The organism is Caballeronia sp. HLA56, assembly GCF_054655155.1.
On record NZ_BAAHOB010000001.1, the window covers coordinates 844,753 to 861,161 of the forward strand.

Below are 16,409 nucleotides of genomic sequence, written 5' to 3' on the forward strand. Positions count from 1 at the left end.
CGCTCAGGCCTGCACGGGTAAGTTCTGCAACGCGGAAACGAAGGCACGTTGCAGCGTTTCGCGGTCGAGGTCCTCGCCGATAAGCACGAAGCGACTCGATGCCTCGCCTTCGTTCCAGCGCCTGTCGAAGTAACTGTCGAAGCGTCGCCCCACGCCTTGCACGACGAGCCGCATGGCGGCACCCGGCAACGCCGCGAAGCCCTTCACACGGTAAATCGTGTGCTTTTCCACCAGCACGTGCAGTGCCGCAAGCAGCTGTTCGCGCGACTCGACATCCGCTGCGACCACCACGGAATCGAACTCGTCGTGATGATGATCCGCATGACCGTCTTCGTCGGGCGAGCCATGATGGTCGTGCCGCAGATGAATGGTCTCTTCCGATGCGGATTGCAAGCCGAGCAGCGCATGCACGTCGAGTTTGCCCATCTGCGCGGGAACGATCTTCACTTCGGGCGGAATCTCGGGGCGCACGAGCGCATCGACCTTGCTCAACGCGGCGGCATCCATGAGATCGGTCTTGTTGACGATGACGAGATCCGCCGACGACAGTTGGTCTTCAAACAACTCATGCAACGGCGATTCGTGATCGAGATTCGGATCGGCCTTGCGCTGCGCATCGACGGCGATGGGATTTGCCGCGAACTGACCGCTTGCCGCAGCCGGACCGTCGACCACGGTAACGACCGCGTCCACGGTGAAGGCGTTCTTGATGGACGGCCAGTTGAAGGCCTGCACGAGCGGCTTGGGCAAGGCAAGCCCGGACGTTTCGATCAACACGTGATCGATCCTGTCGCGCCGTTCAAGCAGTTGCTCCATCACCGGATAAAACTCTTCCTGCACGGTGCAACACAAGCAACCGTTCGCGAGTTCATAGAGATTGCGTTCGGCGGAGCCTGCTTCGTCGTCGCAACCGATGCCGCAGCCCTTGAGAATTTCTCCATCGATACCGAGCTCGCCGAACTCGTTGACGATGACCGCGATGCGCTTGCCCTGCGCGTTCGAAAGAATGTGCCGCATCAGCGTGGTTTTGCCGCTGCCGAGGAAGCCGGTCACGACCGTGACGGGGATCTTGCGCGTTTGCATCGTTGCTCCGTGCTTGATTGATGCGTGCGCCCTATGCGTGATGGTGTGCGCGATGCGGTCTATTCGACCTTTGCAGCGGCATGGACATGGAAAAGCGCACGACTCGGTGGATCTGGGGATACGCCGCAACCCCGCGGCTAAGGAAATCCCTTCGGTAATTCTGGCCGGTATCCGGGCTGACGAAAATAGCCGCTTCGCCTTCCCGCGCCGGACGCTTTGAACGCCTAGCACAGTGGCTTTGAAACCGGCTTGCCGCGCATGTCATGCGTGGCTTTCGCTTACCGTTGCGGGGGCAGCACAGGTTGGCTTGCGTTCGCCTGAACGCGCGCTTCCTGTTTCCCGTTCAACTGCGCGCTAAAGACTTGGCGCGCGAGCACCTGAACTATTGAAAGTCTAGGGCTAGCGGGGTTAGGCGTCAAGAAAGCATGGTGCCTGCCTAAGCGTCCGGTATGGTATCTTTCCTCCGCCTTAAGGCTTTTCAAGTCGACCTCCATGAATTGGCTTCGTTTAGCATGAGCGCCGCGCTCGTCATCGGCATCGGCTGCCGCCGCGGCGTAAGCGCCGAAGCAATAGAACGCGCTGTGCGTGGTGCGCTTGGCACGCTCGCATTTGCCGATATCGTCAGCGTGGCAAGCATCGACGCTAAGAAAGACGAAGCAGGATTGCTCGCATTTTGCGAGCGTCATCAATTGCGCGTGGATTTCTTTAGCGCCGATCAAATCAAGCGCGCGCCTGGGGAATTCTTATCGCAGGCAAGGCGGCATTTGAATGTCGACGGCGTATGCGAGCCTTGCGCGCTCATTGCCAGCGGCGGCCGGCTCGTCGTGCACAAGACTATCGCGGGCGGCGTGACGGTCGCTATTGCAGAGACACCATCGAAGAAACAAGCATGAAAACCGATACCGAATCGCATTTGCGCATGACCCAGCGGCGCAAGGAAGGCCATGAAAAAAAGCAGGCCGCCGCCGACCATGAAAAGGGCCTGTTGATCGTCAATACCGGCAACGGCAAAGGCAAGACCACCGCTGCATTCGGCATGGCCATGCGCGTGCTCGGGCACGGCATGAAACTCGGCGTGGTGCAATTTATCAAAGGCGCGCTGCATACGTCGGAACGCGATTTCCTTGGCGCAATCGCGCATTGCGATTTCGTGACGATGGGCGATGGCTATACGTGGAACACGCAAAATCGCGAGGCGGACATCGCCACGGCGCGCAAGGGATGGGACGAAGCACGACGCATGATCCAAAGCGGCGAGTATCAGATGGTCGTGCTGGACGAGCTCAATGCCGTGCTCAAGTACGAATATTTGCCGCTTGAGGAAGTACTCGGCGTGCTCAAGGCACGGCCGGCCATGCTGCATGTCGTCGTGACGGGACGACACGCGGCCGATGAGCTCATAGAAATAGCCGATCTCGTCACCGAAATGCGCCTCGTAAAGCACCCTTATCGCGAGCAGGGCGTCAAGGCGCAACGCGGCGTCGAGTTTTGACGCAATGGCAGACTGTCCCGCACTCTTCATCGGCGCGAGCGCGTCGCATCAAGGCAAGACCACGGTGACGGCCGCGCTTGCGCGTCATCACACGCGGCAAGGCAGGCGCGTGCGCGTCTTCAAGACCGGGCCGGATTTTCTCGATCCGATGATTCTCGAGCGGGCATGCGGGTCGCCCGTTTATTCGCTGCATCTTTGGATGGTCGGACTGGAAGCGTGCCGCGCGATGCTTTCCGCGGCCGCCAAGGAAGCCGACCTTATTTTGATCGAAGGCGTAATGGGCCTCTTCGATGGCACGCCGAGCAGCGCCGATCTCGCCGCTGCGTTCAATGTGCCCGTGCTTGCGGTAATCGGCGCGCATGGCATGGCGCAAACCTTCGGCGCGCTTGCGTTCGGACTTGCGCGTTATCGGCCTGATGTGCCGTTTCACGGCGTGCTTGCAAATCGCGTGGCGTCTGCGCGCCATGCACAGATGCTGGCCGAAGCCATCCCCGAAGGGCTGCGCTATTGCGGTCATTTTTCGAACGCGGACGATATCGCGCTACCCGAACGTCACCTCGGCCTTACTCAAGCGCGGGAAGTGGCGGACCTGGATGCGCGTCTCGACCGCGCCGCCGATGCCATTGCCGCGACCACGCTTGCCGATTTGCCGCCGCTCGTTCGCTTCGACGACGACATCACGCTAAGTGAACCGCCGCGTCTTCTCGACGGATTGCACATTGCGATCGCGCGGGACGCCGCGTTTTCATTTATTTATCCCGCAAATGTCGATTTGCTAAAGGCATCGGGCGCAAGCGTCAGCTATTTTTCCCCGCTAGCGGATGAGCCCGTACCCGCCCATGTCGATGCGCTCTACTTGCCCGGCGGCTATCCCGAGCTTCATGCCGCGACGCTTGCTTCCAATGCGTGCACGCGCGCTTCGATAAAAGAACATATCGCGCGCAATCGCGCGGTAGTCGCGGAATGCGGCGGTATGCTCTACCTGCTCGACGCACTGACGGATGTCGAAGGCAATCGTCATTCAATGCTAAGCGCCCTTCCCGGCGACGCCACCATGCAACGCCGTCTTTCGCGGCTGGCGATGCAACGAGTCGACACCGCCCACGGTCCACTCACCGGCCACACCTTTCACTATTCGACGCTCAAGACATCGATGCAGCCTTTCACGACAGCCACGCACGCAACGACAGGTGCGCAGGGCGAAGCGCTTTATCGTCATGGCGCGATAACGGCCACTTACATGCACGCTTACTGGCCCTCGAATCCTGCAGCAATGGCTGCGCTCTTTCGCGGCGAAGCGCTATGACGACATCGACCGAAATCGGGCCACGCGATCTCGCCGAGATGATCGAACGCGCCAGCGCGCAGGAGCCAATCGGCTCGCCGTGCACCGGCGTTTGCAAGCTCGACGCATCGAGCGGCCTGTGCGCGGGATGCTTTAGAAGCCGCGAGGAAATTAAATTCTTTAGAACGATGGACGATCACGCGAAGCTCGCGTTGTTCGACCAGTTGCTTGAGCGGCGCGCGGCCTCGCAATGAACGAAGGCTCGCGCTCGTGCTCAAGCGACGCGGGCCTTTTGACATCCATCGAGCATTCGATTCAGGCAGCGGCCATGCGACGCGCTGCCGGACGCTCGAGTTCACGTGACGCAAGCGCGCCGAAGAGCAGTCCAAGCGTTGCCCAGATCAATGCTTGAATACCGACGGCAGTCAGCCTGAAATTCCACAACAACGACGCGGAAAAGTCGGCGGGTACTTCGTCGACAGAAGGCAGTGCCACTTGCGCGATAACCATCAAGACGACATAACCAGCCGCCGCAATAAGCGCCGCGTTCCAGTTGCCGCGACGCGCCTGCAAGCGTCGCTGCGCATAGACCGCGAACACCGCGCCGACGATTGATATGGCCACCATGCCGAAGAAAAGCGCCGTACGCGGACCGATGGTTTCGGCATTGCCCACGGCGGGCGGGTTTGGGGGATATTTGATGAACGGCACGAGCGCAACGCTAACGAAACCAATGAGCGCAAGCAAAACCGACGTTCCGCGCGCATGCAACGAGCCGAGCCGCCCATAAGCCAAGGCAAAGATCAGCGAGAAAATACCGCCTAAAGCCGTGCCGAATACCACCACGCCCGTTAGTAAGCCCAAACCCGCTTGCGTGTCCCGGCTAACGAGTTCTTCATCATCACCGTGACTATGCGATTGCGCTGCCGCCGCTTCATCGTGATGATCGTGTGCGGGCGCTTGTGCATGCTCGTGCTGTTCCTCGAACGCGATAGCCCGAGCAACTGAAGGTTCGCCGAAGCCGCGCGCAAAGCCAAAGCCGATCAGGCCCGCGACGAGTCCCGCGACCATGCCGCGTATAAGCAAGTTGCGAATCATGCTTCGTCCTCAGTGGCACGGAAAGCCGAGCAAGTGTCGGCCATCGTGAACGAATTCGTGGACGTACATGCCCGAGATAATGGACGTTGCACCTTGCTCGGCGCTGACGAAATAAATCGCGATCAGCAGAACGAGGCCGATAAAAACGGCCCAAGGAAGGACCTCACGCACCGGAATGGGGACCGGCGCATCGTTAGCGGGCGTTGCAATGCCAGCGGAAAAAGCCGGCGCGTTGGACATATTCATTGAAATTTCTCCAGGGAAAAGCGCGTCCCGATAGACGAAGAGCATGCAGCGGGGTCTGACTCGCGGCATCGCGCTCTTAGCGCGAACCGCATACAGTGGCGCGACCGTGCCGGGCTTCCACCGGCTTCCTCGCACTGCAGGCTTGCCATTCTATGATGATTGCCGGCAAAGTAAAACGACCATGAGCTAAAGCCTATGCAATCGACACTGATTTTGCTGTGCCACGCCGCCACGCATGCCATGAAAAGCGGGCGTTTTCCGCAAGGCGACGAGCCTGTCGAACAGGCTAAATGCACGCTCGATGTCCCGGGCGAGCCAAGCCGCGTCACATCCAGCCCGGCCCGCGTTGCTTGCGAAACAGCGGCTTGGATCACGACAGATTTTTCGATCGATGTCGCATTCGACGATATCGACTATGGAGAATGGCGCGGTCGTTCCATTCGCGAGATTAGTGAGCGCGAGCCTCAAGACGTTGCGGCGTGGCTTTCCGATCCCCATGCAAGGCCGCATGGCGGCGAGAGCGTGGCAATGCTGTCAAAGCGCGTTGAGAAAGCGCTCGAGGGGCTTGCTTCGAATACGGAGCACGAATGCTGCATAGTCGTAACGCACGCCATCGTCATGAAGGCGGCGCTCTGTATCGTGCGCGACGAACCGTTGTCGTCGATACTCAAGATGGATCTCGCGCCGCTGTCGTCCGTCTTGCTCAAGTTCGCGGAAGGCAAATGGACGTACGTGCCCTCCTGAACTTAGATGGCCGCCCGGTGCTCAAAGCAAGCAGCGACTGGTTCGCTCAAAGGAGACAGCAATGGCGCACTATGTGGATGGTTTCGTCGTACCAGTGCCGATCGACAAGGTCGACGCGTATCGCAGCATGGCCGATGCAGCGGGCAAAATATGGCTGGAGTATGGCGCGCTGCAGTTTGTCGAATGTATTGCCGACGATGTTAAGCCAGGCGAGCTCACCTCGTTCCCTCGAAGCGTACAGCTCAAGGAAGGCGAAACGGTGGTGTTCTCGTGGATCGTCTATGAATCGCGCGAACAGCGTGACGCCGTCAACGCCAAAGTAATGGAAGACTCGCGTCTTAAGAGCATGATGGAAAACGGCGAACCGCCGTTCGATCCCAAACGCATGTTCTTCGGCGGCTTCAGGACGCTGGTCGAACTGTCAAAGGCCTGATTATTTTTCGAATGCCTAAAACCAAGGAGCCATATCGACATGTACATTGCCATGAACCGCTTCAAGATTGTTCCAGGCGCGGAAGCCGATTTCGAACATCTCTGGACAAGCCGCGACACGCATCTCAAGGAAGTGCCGGGCTTCGTGGAGTTCCATCTGCTAAAGGGACCGACGCGGGATGACCATGTCCTCTATTCGAGTCACACGATCTGGACAAACCATGCTGCGTTCGAACAGTGGACTCAGTCGGATGCATTTCGCGCCGCGCATCGCAATGCGGGCGGAGAAACCAGGCAGCTTTACTTAGGCCACCCGGAATTCGAAGGCTTCGAAGTGATTCAGACGGTTAAATAAGAGCCGCCTGTCTTACAAGACCGTGAACGAATTGCGTCGCTCGCTAAGGCCTTCCTAAGCCTTAGCGCCACGCGCCATTCGCTGCAATGTCGATGAATCGATGGCTCCGGCACAAATGCGCACGGCCTCCTTAAGCGTACGTGGACGTCCCTCGCCAAACTGCGATTCAAGCATGGCGACGGCGCGTAAGCGTTCGTCATTGCCCAGCTTCTCGCCAGTCGCAAGCTCCAGCACGGAGATAAAGTAAGCAGCCGGCGGCGCCGCGTTAGGCTGTGCGGACGCACCGCCTGATCCATCATTCCCGTCGTTGCGCGCGGGAAAACCGGGCGTCCATCTGGTGTCGTATCGGCTATTCATGGGTCTGTTCATTTGGGTGCAAAGGCGCTTGCGCCAGCTTTCGATTGAACAGACATTCAGCAAGGAACGTTCCAAGCCAGCTAGCGCCTTAAATAGCGCGGTTGTTTTTGTCTAACAATAAAGCTCTAGCAACTCGACATGCAGCGAGATCCCATGCCGCGCATCCGACGGATTTAAATACGACCGGGCGTTCGTTTTTCACCCTTGCCGTGATTGCTTGTGCAAGTGAATTGACGTTCTCCCATTTCACACCGGCAAGGATGAAATCCCCCGCTTCATGGCGCGCGCCTGCCGGGTCATCGACATACAAAGCGCTTGAATCGATAATGCCCGACGCTATTTCTGCCGCATCAGGCGTAAAGGCGCCAACACCGATGACCAACCGATCTGCTCGCGCCGGCAGCGTATAGACAGGCTGCTTGCTGGTAGTCGCGGTGATGACGACATCGACAGCTTCGGGAATGTTTGAGCTTTCAAGCGCCGCGAGCTTTGGCAAAGCCGCTGCGTAGGCCTTGCAAAAGGCATTCGCACGCTCGGCTCGCGACCCCTGGACGATGATCGATGCATCGGGATAAACGCTTGCGATCGCCTCCGCATGGTAGGCCGCCTGCTTGCCCGTACCGATCACCAGCACTTGTTTCGGCGGCTGCGCGCTTAGAGCGCGGATAGCGAGCATCGATACCGCCGCCGTTCTGCGCCCCGTTAAAGTTGGGCCGTCGAGCATGAATTGCGGCACGCCGGTGACGGCATCGAATGCGGTGACCTGTCCGTGAATCGTGGGCAAACCAAGCGCACCGTTACCCGCGCACACGTTGACGAGCTTGTGCATGGCCAAGTCCGCCGCGCTTGCAGGCATCGACAACATGATCCCTCCTTGTGCAAGCGGCACCACCATGCGCTCCGGACTCACGATACGGCCCGCCGCGTAATCGAGCATGGTGGCGGCGAGCGTGTCGACCAGGCGGTCATAAGGAACGAGCTGCGCGGTGCGTTCGGCGTCGAAAATTGGAATCGCGCTTGAGGTTTGATTCATCGTGTCTTGACCTCGGAAGGGAAAGTTGCCATCGCAATGCCACTGAAATATCGCAACATTCTAACGGCGTAAGCGACCTCGACAATTTGCCCTTGATGCGCTAAACGCGCAAAGCGTTGCGTACGCCGTCATATGATTGCCTTCGAATACAGTCATAATCAAGCAATCTGCGCCGCAAAAATTGCAGCGGCAAGCCGCCCACGGAGCCCCCAATGAACGAGATGGACAAGCAGCGCCGCTTCCATGCCGACCTGATCGACAGCTACGACGAAGAGTTCGAAATGGAGATCGACGACCGCTTCCTGGATGGCGAGGCAGCGTTCTCCGACGAGGAACGGCAGCTTCGTAAGACCTATTTCCGCGAGCTATTTCGCTTGCAGGGCGAACTGGTGAAGTTGCAGGATTGGGTCGTGCATACGGGCCATAGACTCGTGGTGATTTTTGAAGGCCGCGATGCGGCCGGTAAAGGCGGTGCGATCAAGCGCATCACGCAGCGGCTGAACCCACGCGTGTGCCGCGTCGCTGCTCTGCCTGCGCCGAATAATCGTGAACGCACGCAATGGTATTTCCAGCGTTACGTATCGCATCTTCCGGCAGGCGGCGAAATCGTTCTGTTCGATCGAAGCTGGTATAACCGCGCGGGAGTAGAACGCGTGATGAACTTCTGTACTGACGCCGAATACGAAGAGTTCTTCCGTTCCGTGCCCGAGTTCGAAAAGATGCTCGTGCGTAGCGGCGTTCAGATCATCAAGTACTGGTTTTCTATTACCGATGACGAACAGGAAGTGCGCTTCGAGGCGCGTATTGAAGATCCGCTAAAGCAGTGGAAGCTGAGTCCGATGGACCTCGAAAGCCGACGCCGCTGGGAAGCCTATACAGCCGCTAAGGAAGTCATGCTGCAGCGTTCGCACATTCCCGAAGCGCCGTGGTGGGTGGTTCAGGCCGTCGACAAGAAGCGTGCGCGGCTGAACTGCATGCATCATCTGTTGAGTCAGGTGCCGTATCACGAGATCGAGCACTCTGCGATCACGCTGCCCGAGCGCGTATTCAATCCGGATTATTTGCGGCAGCCCGTGCCGGAGACCATGTACGTCCCGGAGATTTACTAAAGCGCTTTAGCAGCAGTGACTGCACCCGATGTGTTCCTGACGGTGCAGCGTGCGGCGAATGGCAAACTGATACGCTTGCTGCGAACCCTTGAACACCATCACGAACATGACTTGCGCGAGGTTGAAGTCAAGGGTGACCATCAGGCGCATGAGTAGCAGCAGTGGCAGCACCACGGCTGGTTGATACAGTTGTCGGGCAATTAATGCTTTCATCTTTAGCTCCCATTTCCATATAAGAATTTTAGGGATTTGCAGGCCCGGGATAAATGGCCCGCGGATGAAGACATATGTTCCCCGATACGAACAATAAGGCCCTGCATGCTGCAGGGCCTTGAAGGCACATTACTTCTGCGCGAGACTCGGCTCAGGCACCGGCGCGGGCATCGCATCGCCCCAGCCGCCGCCTAATGCACGTATCAAGTTGACTGTGGATACCGCCTGCGTTCCCGCAAGCTGCACCGAAGTACGCTGCGATTGCAGCACAGTGCGCTCCGCATCGATCACATCGAGATAATTGACCGCACCTTCCGTGTACTGCGTTCGCGAGAGTTGTGCCGCGCGCACCGAAGCCTTGACTGCATCCGATTGCGTAGCCGTCTGATCTTCGAGAATGCGCAAGTCGGACAAATTGTCTTCTACCTCACGAAATGCAACGAGCACTTGTTGCCGATAATTCGCGGCGTCCTCTTCATAGATTGCACGTGCATTCGCGAGATTGCCCTTGCGACGGCCGCCATCGAAGATTGGAATATTCAGCGCCGTTCCCGCGAAAGGACCCAGCAGGAATGTTCTGCTCGACCATTTGAAGAGATCGCCAAGCGTTGCCGACTCGAAGCCGCCTGCGCCCGTCAACGTGAGCGAAGGGAAGAATGCAGCCTTCGCTACGCCTATGCGTGCATTTGCTGCGGCCATCGAACGTTCAGCAGCAGCAATGTCAGGACGACGTTCGAGTAAGGTTGAAGGCAAGCCTGGCGGCACGCGAACCGTCACTGGCTTAAGCGGATTCGCCGCCACGCTGAATTCAGCCGGCGTCTTGCCGAGCAGAACCGCAAGACTATGCTCGGACGATGCGCGCAGACGTTGCACGGTCATCGCATCCGAGCGCGCGGTCGCGAGCTCGGACTTGGCGCGCGCCACATCGAGCTCACTGATGTCGCCTTCATCGAAACGGCGCTGCACGAGTTTCAACGCTTGCTCACGCAACGTCACCGTGCGCGTGAAGACATCGTTCTCCGCATCGAGCTCGCGCAAATTGAAGTAGTTCTGCGCGACGTCCGCTTGCAAGGCCAACTGCACCGAGCGGAAAAGCGCTTCGCCTTGTTGCGTGTCGGCGTTGGCGGCTTTGACGGAATCCGAAACGCGGCCGAACAGATCGACTTCATACGATGCGCTCGCCTGGGCGCGCCACAAAGTTTGTGCAGGCACGTTGGCATCGGCCGGCAGGAACTGCGATGCCGGCGAGAACTTCTCACGCGTCGGACCGAAGCCTGCATCGAGCGTCGGGAACAGACCCGCACGCGCAGTCTGGTTGATTGCGCGCGCTTCCTTCACGCGTGCCGCTGCTGCCTTGAGGTTCTGGTTCGCTTCCTGCGCCTGACGTTCGAGGTCGTTGAGCGCGGGATCATCGAACAAGGTCCACCACTCGCCGCGCATCATTTCTTCGGAAGGTTGAGCCGTTTTCCAGGTGCCCGTTTCCGAAGGAGCAAGCGCGCTCGTATCGCTGGTTCGTTGCGGCGTTTCCTTGTAAGCGGAAGGCGCATGCACATCCGGCTTTTCGTAAGTGGGCGCGAGCGAGCAGCCCGCGACCACCAGCAGCGCCGCCATCAAACCCGGAAGGCCCAGCCATCGTTTCATATGCAACTTGTTCATGTTTGACCTCATTGCGCCTCGTAAGAGCCGCCGATACCCCGCATCTGCGGATGCGAGCCGTGCTTGTCCGTCACATGCTCCGTGCGCGAGAGCTTGCGCAGGATCACGTAGAAGACCGGCGTCAGCATCAGACCGAAGAGCGTGACACCCAGCATGCCGAAGAACACCGCAACGCCCATTGCATGACGCATCTCCGAACCCGCACCCGAAGACAGTACGAGCGGCACCACGCCCATGATGAAGGCGATAGATGTCATGAGAATCGGGCGCAAGCGCAAGCGGCTTGCTTCGATCGCGGCCTGCACGATCGAGCGTCCCTGCATCTCCAGTTCGCGGGCGAACTCCACGATCAGAATCGCGTTCTTCGCCGACAAGCCCACCAGCACCATCAAACCAATCTGCGTGAAGATGTTGTTGTCGCCATCCGTAAGCCAAACACCGAGCAGCGCCGACAGAATGCTCATCGGTACGATCAGGATCACCGCGAGCGGCAGAGTCAGACTTTCATACAACGCTGCAAGCACGAGGAACACGAGCAGCACGCTGATCGGGAACACCCACAAAGCCGCATTGCCCGCGAGAATCTGCTGATACGTGAGATCGGTCCATTCGAACTTGATCCCGCGCGGCAACACTTCCGCGGCGATTCGCTCCGCCGCTGCCTGCGCCTGACCCGATGAATAGCCAGGAGCCGGACCGCCGTTGATGTCTGCCGCCGTGTAGCCGTTGTAGCGCACCACCATTTCCGGACCATAGGTCGGCGTCACCCTGACGAGCGACGAGAGCGGCACCATGTCGCCATTCGCGTTGCGCGTCTTCAGCAAGCCGATATCTTCAGGGTTCGCGCGGAACGGGGCATCGGCCTGCACGCGCACTTGATACACGCGTCCGAAGCGGTTGAAGTCGTTCACGTAGAGCGAGCCAAGATACACCTGCATCGTGTCGAAAACATCTGTCACGGATACGCCAAGCTGCTTGGCCTTGACGCGATCCAGATCGACGTTCAGCTGCGGCACGTTGATCTGATAGCTCGAGAACGTCGGTCCGAGTTCAGGCGTCTGCGAGGCACGCTTGATGAACGCCTGCGTCGCATCCGCGAGCGCTGCATAACCGAGCGCACCACGGTCCTCCAGTTGCATCTTGAAACCACCGAGCGTACCCAGCCCGAGAACCGGCGGCGGTGGGAACACGGCGATGAACGACCCCTTGATACCCGCATACTTCTGATTCAGCGCACCCGCGATCGCATTGGCGGAAAGTGCCTTGTCATGCACGCGGTTCTTGAAGGGCTTTAACGTCACGAACACGATCCCCGCGCTCGATGAGTTCGTAAAGCCGTTCACCGACAAGCCCGGAAATTCCACCGCGCTTTCCACGCCCGGTTGCTTGAGCGCGATGTCGCTCATCTGCCGAATCACGCCTTCGGTACGGTCGAGCGATGCGCCATTGGGCAATTGCGCGAAGCTGATCAGATACTCCTTGTCCTGCGCGGGCACGAAACCGCCCGGCACAATCTTGCCCATCAGAACCGCACCTGCAAGAAGCACGGCATACAGCACCATCATTACGGCCTTGCGGTTGATGACGCTCTTCACGCCCTTGCCGTAGGCATCCGAACCGCGATGAAAGACCTTGTTGAACTGACGGAAGAAACCGCCGAACACACGGTCCATGCCACGCGTGAGCCAGTCCTTCGGTTCATCGTGACCCTTGAGCAACATCGCAGCCAGCGCGGGCGACAAGGTCAACGAGTTGAATGCGGAGATCACCGTTGAGATAGCGATGGTCATCGCGAACTGCTTGTAGAACTGACCCGTGAGGCCCGACATGAACGCGAGCGGCACGAACACGGCCACGAGCGTCAAGGCAATTGCGATGATCGGCCCGCTCACTTCGCGCATGGCCTGGTACGTCGCCTCTCGGGCAGATAACCCCGCTTCGATATTACGTTCGACGTTCTCCACGACGACGATTGCATCGTCCACCACGATGCCAATCGCGAGGACCATCCCGAACAATGACAGCGCGTTGATCGAGAAGCCGAACGCAAGCAGCAGCGAGAACGTGCCGACAATCGACACCGGCACCGCCAGCAACGGAATGATCGAAGCACGCCAGGTTTGCAGGAACACGATCACCACGAGCACGACCAAGGCGATGGCTTCAGCGAGCGTATGAATCACCGCTTCGATACTGGAGCGCACAAACTGCGTCGGGTCATAGACGATCTGATACTCGAGACCCGCAGGCATATCCGCCTGCAGTTCCTTCATCGTCTTGCGCACTTCATCGGAGATTTGCAGCGAGTTTGCACCCGGCTGCTGATTGATTGCAATTGCAACCGCCGACTTGTTGTCGAGCAACGAACGCAAGCCATATTCCGATGCCGCGAGTTCGACGCGCGCCACATCGCTCAGATGCGTGACCGCACCATCGGCCGATGTCTTCAGCACGATGTCGCGGAACTCGGACTCGTTCTGCAAGCGGCCGCGTGCATTCACGTTCAGTTGCAAGGGCGTATTCGGCAGCGTGGGCGAACCACCGATCACGCCTGCCGCCACCTGCACGTTCTGTTCACGAATGGCGTTGACCACGTCGGTCGCCGTCATGCCGCGTTGCGCGACCTTTTGCGGATCGAGCCATACGCGCATCGAATAATCGCCCGAACCCCACAGTTGCACTTCACCCACACCCGAGATGCGTTCGAGCCGATCCTTCACGTTGATCAGCGCATAGTTGCGCAGATACGTCATGTCGTAACGGTTGTTCGGCGAGTTCAGGTGAACCACCATCGTCAGCGTCGGCGAGGATTTGATGGTGGTCACGCCAAGCCGCTGCACGTCTTGCGGCAAGCGCGGCAAAGCCTGATTCACGCGGTTCTGAACGAGTTGCGTGTTCTTGTCCGGATCGGTGCCGAGCTTGAACGTGACCGTGGTCGTGAGGTTGCCGTCGCTATTCGCCTGCGACTGCATGTAGAGCATGTCCTCGACGCCGTTGATCTGCTCTTCGATCGGCGAGGCTACGGTCTCCGCGATCACCTTCGGATTCGCGCCCGGATACTGCGCGTGCACCACGACCGAAGGCGGTACGACTTCCGGGTACTCGGAGATCGGCAGCTTGAACATGGCGATGACGCCAGCCAGCAACACGATCACCGACAGCACGCCCGCAAAGATCGGACGGTCGATGAAAAATTTGGATATGTTCATGACGAGTTCTGTCTGTTCGAGATGCTTACGAAGCCGATGCCGTTTTCACGGGCGCCGCACTGGCGTTGCTGTCCATTGCGACGTTATTGGCCTTGATCACATCGTTGGGACGCACGCGCTGCAAGCCATTGACGACGATGCGTTCGCCCGGCTGCAATCCCTTCGTAATCACGCGCAGGCCTTCATGCGTGGCGCCTAACGTGACTTCGCGGTACTGCACGCGGTTGTCTTTGTCCACCACCATGACGTACTTCTTGTCCTGATCGGTGCCGACAGCCGCGTCATCCACGAGCACGGCCGGATGCGGCGTGCCACCGCCGACCTTGATGCGTGCATAAAGTCCCGGCAAGAGCGAGCCATCCGGATTGTTGAAGCGCGCCCGCACGCGGATCGTGCCCGAGGTCGTATCGAGGCGGTTATCGACGGAATCGACCAAGCCTTCGCGCGAGTAACCGTCTTCGTTTGCAAGACCCAGCGAAACAGGCACGCTGCTGCCCGTATCGCGGCCGAGATAGCGCAAGTACGTCTGTTCGTCGACATCGAACGAGGCATAGATCGGCGAGACCGAGACCAACGTGGTCAAAAGCGGCGCATTCGCACCCGTCGAGACGATGTTGCCCACCGTGAGCTCTGCACGCGATACGCGCCCCGATACGGGCGCCACGATATGCGTGTAGGCAAGGTTGATCTTCGCCGTTTCGAGCGCAGCCTGCGCGGCCTTCAGATTGGCGACGGCCTCGCGCGCGGCGTTCTGTTTCTCGTCGTAATCGCGCTTGGCGATGGCGTTATCGGTAAGCAAGCGCTCTGCACGCGCAGCGTCGGTGGACGTATAGCCGTTACGCGCTTGCGCCGATGCAACTTGCGCCGCGGCGCGTGCGACTTCCGCTTCGTACGGACGCGGGTCGATGGTAAAGAGCGCGTCACCCTTCTTCACGAGCGCGCCGTCCTTGAAGTGCACCGCGACGATCGTGCCGGGCACGAGCGGGCGAATGTCGACATGGTCCACCGCTTCGAGACGGCCCGAATAGCTCTGCCAGTCCGTGATGGTCTTCGAGACCACCGCGGCCACGTCCACTTCGGTGGCGGTCGGGCTATGCGCGGCGGCTTGCGCCTGGTTGATGGCGTCGCCGTGACCGCGCCAGGCGGTATAGCCGCCCGCGCCAGCAATGACGATCACCGCGCCTAGCGCCGCGTAAATACGTTTGCGAGTGAAGAACATGGTGAAGCTCCGGTTGCGTTGAGATTGTTTTTTTATGGTGCGTGGCGCGCTTATTTGGGGCGCGCGAGGCGTTTCTTGAAGAACGCGACGACATCGGCAAGCGCGTCGGGGTGCGCGGCCAGCGCTTGATGCGAGGTCTTGCAATGACGCGTCATTTCGGTCGGCACGCCTGCGTTGATCAATTCCGCCGCGTATTTTTCCGCCTCGATATGCAGGAGGTCATGCTCCGCGCTCGCGATCAGCGCCGGCGGCAACCCATTGAGTCGCCGCGATTCGAGCGGCGCCGCATAGGGATGCAAACGTTGCGAAGGCACGGGCAGATACGCGCGATAGCAACGCGCGCAATCGCTCATTTCCAGATCGGGGCACAGCACTTTGCGTTCATCGGCGAGGCGCGTCATGCTCGGATCGAGCAATGGCGCAAGCAGCACTTGAGCGGACAGGCGCAAATCGCCGCGATCGCGCGCTATGGCTGCAACGCACGTCGCGAGGTTGCCGCCTGCGTCATGCCCCGCCACGCCGATGCGCAAAGGGTCTGCGCGTTGCGCACGAGCATGCGCAACCGCCCACTGTGCCGCGCGATATCCGTCTTCAGGCGCGGCGGGAAATGGAAATTCAGGCGCAAGCGAATAGCCGACCGAGATGACCCAAGCGGGCGTATCTCGCGCAATGACGCTTGCAGCCACATCGGCTCCGTCCAGACTTCCACGCACGAAACCGCCGCCGTGGAAATAAAGAACGATAGGCAACACGTTGCCATCCGACGCGGGGCGGTAACTGCGCAGCGTGATCGGCTGTACGTGTCCGGCGATACGCACATCTTCGATGCACAATCTCGGACGCGCCTCCAGATCCAACAATGTTGCCATGGTTATTTT

The 16,409-nt window shown here is 59.4% G+C and carries 18 protein-coding genes and 2 riboswitches; of the genes, 8 read left to right on the plus strand and 10 right to left on the minus strand.

Translation table 11 applies throughout. The features are described 5' to 3' along the window. Window positions 1-3 precede the first annotated feature (3 nt). Window positions 4-1,083, minus strand: coding sequence for a cobalamin biosynthesis protein CobW (gene cobW, locus ACYQ47_RS03950; RefSeq protein WP_459904540.1), 1,080 nt, complete (start codon window positions 1,081-1,083; stop codon window positions 4-6). 145 nt (window positions 1,084-1,228) lie between these two features. Then, a riboswitch (cobalamin riboswitch) is annotated at window positions 1,229-1,479 on the minus strand. A gap of 116 nt (window positions 1,480-1,595) precedes the next feature. On the opposite strand from cobW, the gene ACYQ47_RS03955 reads away from it, so the two are divergent. From ACYQ47_RS03955 to ACYQ47_RS03970, 4 genes are read left to right on the plus strand one after another with little or no spacing between them, the layout of a single operon-like run. Beyond that, window positions 1,596-1,976, plus strand: coding sequence for a cobalamin biosynthesis protein (locus ACYQ47_RS03955; RefSeq protein ID WP_459904542.1), 381 nt, complete (start codon window positions 1,596-1,598; stop codon window positions 1,974-1,976). After that, window positions 1,973-2,575, plus strand: a complete 603-nt coding sequence (gene cobO, locus ACYQ47_RS03960) for a cob(I)yrinic acid a,c-diamide adenosyltransferase (RefSeq protein WP_244829493.1) — start codon at window positions 1,973-1,975, stop codon at window positions 2,573-2,575. The genes ACYQ47_RS03955 and cobO overlap by 4 nt, the downstream gene beginning before the upstream one ends. 4 nt (window positions 2,576-2,579) lie before the next feature. Beyond that, the gene (locus ACYQ47_RS03965) at window positions 2,580-3,881 is read left to right on the plus strand and encodes a cobyrinate a,c-diamide synthase (RefSeq protein ID WP_459904544.1); all 1,302 of its coding nucleotides are present in this window, start codon (window positions 2,580-2,582) and stop codon (window positions 3,879-3,881) included. After that, window positions 3,878-4,114 carry a DUF1289 domain-containing protein gene (locus ACYQ47_RS03970; RefSeq protein ID WP_250526779.1) on the plus strand — a complete coding sequence of 79 codons (237 nt, stop codon included), beginning with the start codon at window positions 3,878-3,880 and terminating at the stop codon, window positions 4,112-4,114. The genes ACYQ47_RS03965 and ACYQ47_RS03970 overlap by 4 nt, the downstream gene beginning before the upstream one ends. A 61-nt stretch (window positions 4,115-4,175) precedes the next feature. On the opposite strand, the gene ACYQ47_RS03975 is transcribed toward ACYQ47_RS03970, so the two are convergent. Next, entirely contained in the window at window positions 4,176-4,958 is a 783-nt protein-coding gene (locus ACYQ47_RS03975; protein WP_250493490.1) for a CbtA family protein, read from the minus strand. Window positions 4,959-4,967: 9 nt separating this feature from the next. Further along, window positions 4,968-5,198, minus strand: a complete 231-nt coding sequence (locus ACYQ47_RS03980; RefSeq protein ID WP_459904826.1) for a CbtB domain-containing protein — start codon at window positions 5,196-5,198, stop codon at window positions 4,968-4,970. A gap of 36 nt (window positions 5,199-5,234) precedes the next feature. Next, a riboswitch (cobalamin riboswitch) is annotated at window positions 5,235-5,358 on the minus strand. Between the two features lie 41 nt (window positions 5,359-5,399). Here ACYQ47_RS03980 and ACYQ47_RS03985 point away from each other — a divergent pair. The 3 genes from ACYQ47_RS03985 (at window position 5,400) to ACYQ47_RS03995 (ending at window position 6,735) form a co-directional block, all read left to right on the plus strand. Next, the gene (locus ACYQ47_RS03985; protein WP_459904547.1) at window positions 5,400-5,948 is read left to right on the plus strand and encodes a histidine phosphatase family protein; all 549 of its coding nucleotides are present in this window, start codon (window positions 5,400-5,402) and stop codon (window positions 5,946-5,948) included. A 61-nt stretch (window positions 5,949-6,009) separates the two neighbouring features. Further along, window positions 6,010-6,381, plus strand: coding sequence for a DUF1428 domain-containing protein (locus ACYQ47_RS03990; protein ID WP_250467237.1), 372 nt, complete (start codon window positions 6,010-6,012; stop codon window positions 6,379-6,381). A 39-nt stretch (window positions 6,382-6,420) separates the two neighbouring features. Next, window positions 6,421-6,735 carry an antibiotic biosynthesis monooxygenase family protein gene (locus ACYQ47_RS03995; RefSeq protein ID WP_250467245.1) on the plus strand — a complete coding sequence of 105 codons (315 nt, stop codon included), beginning with the start codon at window positions 6,421-6,423 and terminating at the stop codon, window positions 6,733-6,735. Window positions 6,736-6,789: 54 nt separating this feature from the next. On the opposite strand, the gene ACYQ47_RS04000 is transcribed toward ACYQ47_RS03995, so the two are convergent. Both ACYQ47_RS04000 and lhpI read right to left on the minus strand, forming a co-directional pair. Next, window positions 6,790-7,167, minus strand: a complete 378-nt coding sequence (locus ACYQ47_RS04000) for a hypothetical protein (protein ID WP_309960173.1) — start codon at window positions 7,165-7,167, stop codon at window positions 6,790-6,792. A gap of 13 nt (window positions 7,168-7,180) precedes the next feature. Continuing rightward, on the minus strand, window positions 7,181-8,125 hold the full coding sequence (gene lhpI / locus ACYQ47_RS04005) for a bifunctional Delta(1)-pyrroline-2-carboxylate/Delta(1)-piperideine-2-carboxylate reductase (protein ID WP_459904549.1): 945 nt from the start codon (window positions 8,123-8,125) through the stop codon (window positions 7,181-7,183). 212 nt (window positions 8,126-8,337) lie between these two features. On the opposite strand from lhpI, the gene ppk2 reads away from it, so the two are divergent. Further along, on the plus strand, window positions 8,338-9,234 hold the full coding sequence (ppk2, locus tag ACYQ47_RS04010; protein ID WP_244829486.1) for a polyphosphate kinase 2: 897 nt from the start codon (window positions 8,338-8,340) through the stop codon (window positions 9,232-9,234). 6 nt (window positions 9,235-9,240) lie between these two features. On the opposite strand, the gene ACYQ47_RS04015 is transcribed toward ppk2, so the two are convergent. From ACYQ47_RS04015 to ACYQ47_RS04035, 5 genes are all read right to left on the minus strand, one after another. After that, on the minus strand, window positions 9,241-9,447 hold the full coding sequence (locus ACYQ47_RS04015) for a hypothetical protein (protein WP_244829485.1): 207 nt from the start codon (window positions 9,445-9,447) through the stop codon (window positions 9,241-9,243). 129 nt (window positions 9,448-9,576) lie between these two features. After that, a complete protein-coding gene (locus ACYQ47_RS04020) occupies window positions 9,577-11,103 on the minus strand; it encodes an efflux transporter outer membrane subunit (protein WP_250526782.1) in 1,527 nt (508 codons plus the stop codon). An 8-nt stretch (window positions 11,104-11,111) separates the two neighbouring features. Then, window positions 11,112-14,312, minus strand: coding sequence for an efflux RND transporter permease subunit (locus ACYQ47_RS04025; protein ID WP_459904552.1), 3,201 nt, complete (start codon window positions 14,310-14,312; stop codon window positions 11,112-11,114). Window positions 14,313-14,337: 25 nt separating this feature from the next. After that, entirely contained in the window at window positions 14,338-15,531 is a 1,194-nt protein-coding gene (locus tag ACYQ47_RS04030; protein ID WP_459904553.1) for an efflux RND transporter periplasmic adaptor subunit, read from the minus strand. 50 nt (window positions 15,532-15,581) lie between these two features. After that, window positions 15,582-16,400 (minus strand): alpha/beta hydrolase, encoded by an 819-nt coding sequence (locus ACYQ47_RS04035; RefSeq protein WP_459904555.1) that lies wholly within the window; start codon window positions 16,398-16,400, stop codon window positions 15,582-15,584. Between the last annotated feature and the right edge of the window lie 9 nt (window positions 16,401-16,409).

Bases quoted from the DNA above. Each gene is read 5' to 3' on its own strand.
- cobW (WP_459904540.1), bottom strand. From the start codon at position 1,083: ATGCAAACGCGCAAGATCCCCGTCACGGTCGTGACCGGCTTCCTCGGC.
- ACYQ47_RS03955 (WP_459904542.1), top strand. From the start codon at position 1,596: ATGAGCGCCGCGCTCGTCATCGGCATCGGCTGCCGCCGCGGCGTAAGC.
- cobO (WP_244829493.1), top strand. From the start codon at position 1,973: ATGAAAACCGATACCGAATCGCATTTGCGCATGACCCAGCGGCGCAAG.
- ACYQ47_RS03965 (WP_459904544.1), top strand. From the start codon at position 2,580: ATGGCAGACTGTCCCGCACTCTTCATCGGCGCGAGCGCGTCGCATCAA.
- ACYQ47_RS03970 (WP_250526779.1), top strand. From the start codon at position 3,878: ATGACGACATCGACCGAAATCGGGCCACGCGATCTCGCCGAGATGATC.
- ACYQ47_RS03975 (WP_250493490.1), bottom strand. From the start codon at position 4,958: ATGATTCGCAACTTGCTTATACGCGGCATGGTCGCGGGACTCGTCGCG.
- ACYQ47_RS03980 (WP_459904826.1), bottom strand. From the start codon at position 5,198: ATGTCCAACGCGCCGGCTTTTTCCGCTGGCATTGCAACGCCCGCTAAC.
- ACYQ47_RS03985 (WP_459904547.1), top strand. From the start codon at position 5,400: ATGCAATCGACACTGATTTTGCTGTGCCACGCCGCCACGCATGCCATG.
- ACYQ47_RS03990 (WP_250467237.1), top strand. From the start codon at position 6,010: ATGGCGCACTATGTGGATGGTTTCGTCGTACCAGTGCCGATCGACAAG.
- ACYQ47_RS03995 (WP_250467245.1), top strand. From the start codon at position 6,421: ATGTACATTGCCATGAACCGCTTCAAGATTGTTCCAGGCGCGGAAGCC.
- lhpI (WP_459904549.1), bottom strand. From the start codon at position 8,125: ATGAATCAAACCTCAAGCGCGATTCCAATTTTCGACGCCGAACGCACC.
- ppk2 (WP_244829486.1), top strand. From the start codon at position 8,338: ATGAACGAGATGGACAAGCAGCGCCGCTTCCATGCCGACCTGATCGAC.
- ACYQ47_RS04015 (WP_244829485.1), bottom strand. From the start codon at position 9,447: ATGAAAGCATTAATTGCCCGACAACTGTATCAACCAGCCGTGGTGCTG.
- ACYQ47_RS04020 (WP_250526782.1), bottom strand. From the start codon at position 11,103: ATGAACAAGTTGCATATGAAACGATGGCTGGGCCTTCCGGGTTTGATG.
- ACYQ47_RS04025 (WP_459904552.1), bottom strand. From the start codon at position 14,312: ATGAACATATCCAAATTTTTCATCGACCGTCCGATCTTTGCGGGCGTG.
- ACYQ47_RS04030 (WP_459904553.1), bottom strand. From the start codon at position 15,531: ATGTTCTTCACTCGCAAACGTATTTACGCGGCGCTAGGCGCGGTGATC.
- ACYQ47_RS04035 (WP_459904555.1), bottom strand. From the start codon at position 16,400: ATGGCAACATTGTTGGATCTGGAGGCGCGTCCGAGATTGTGCATCGAA.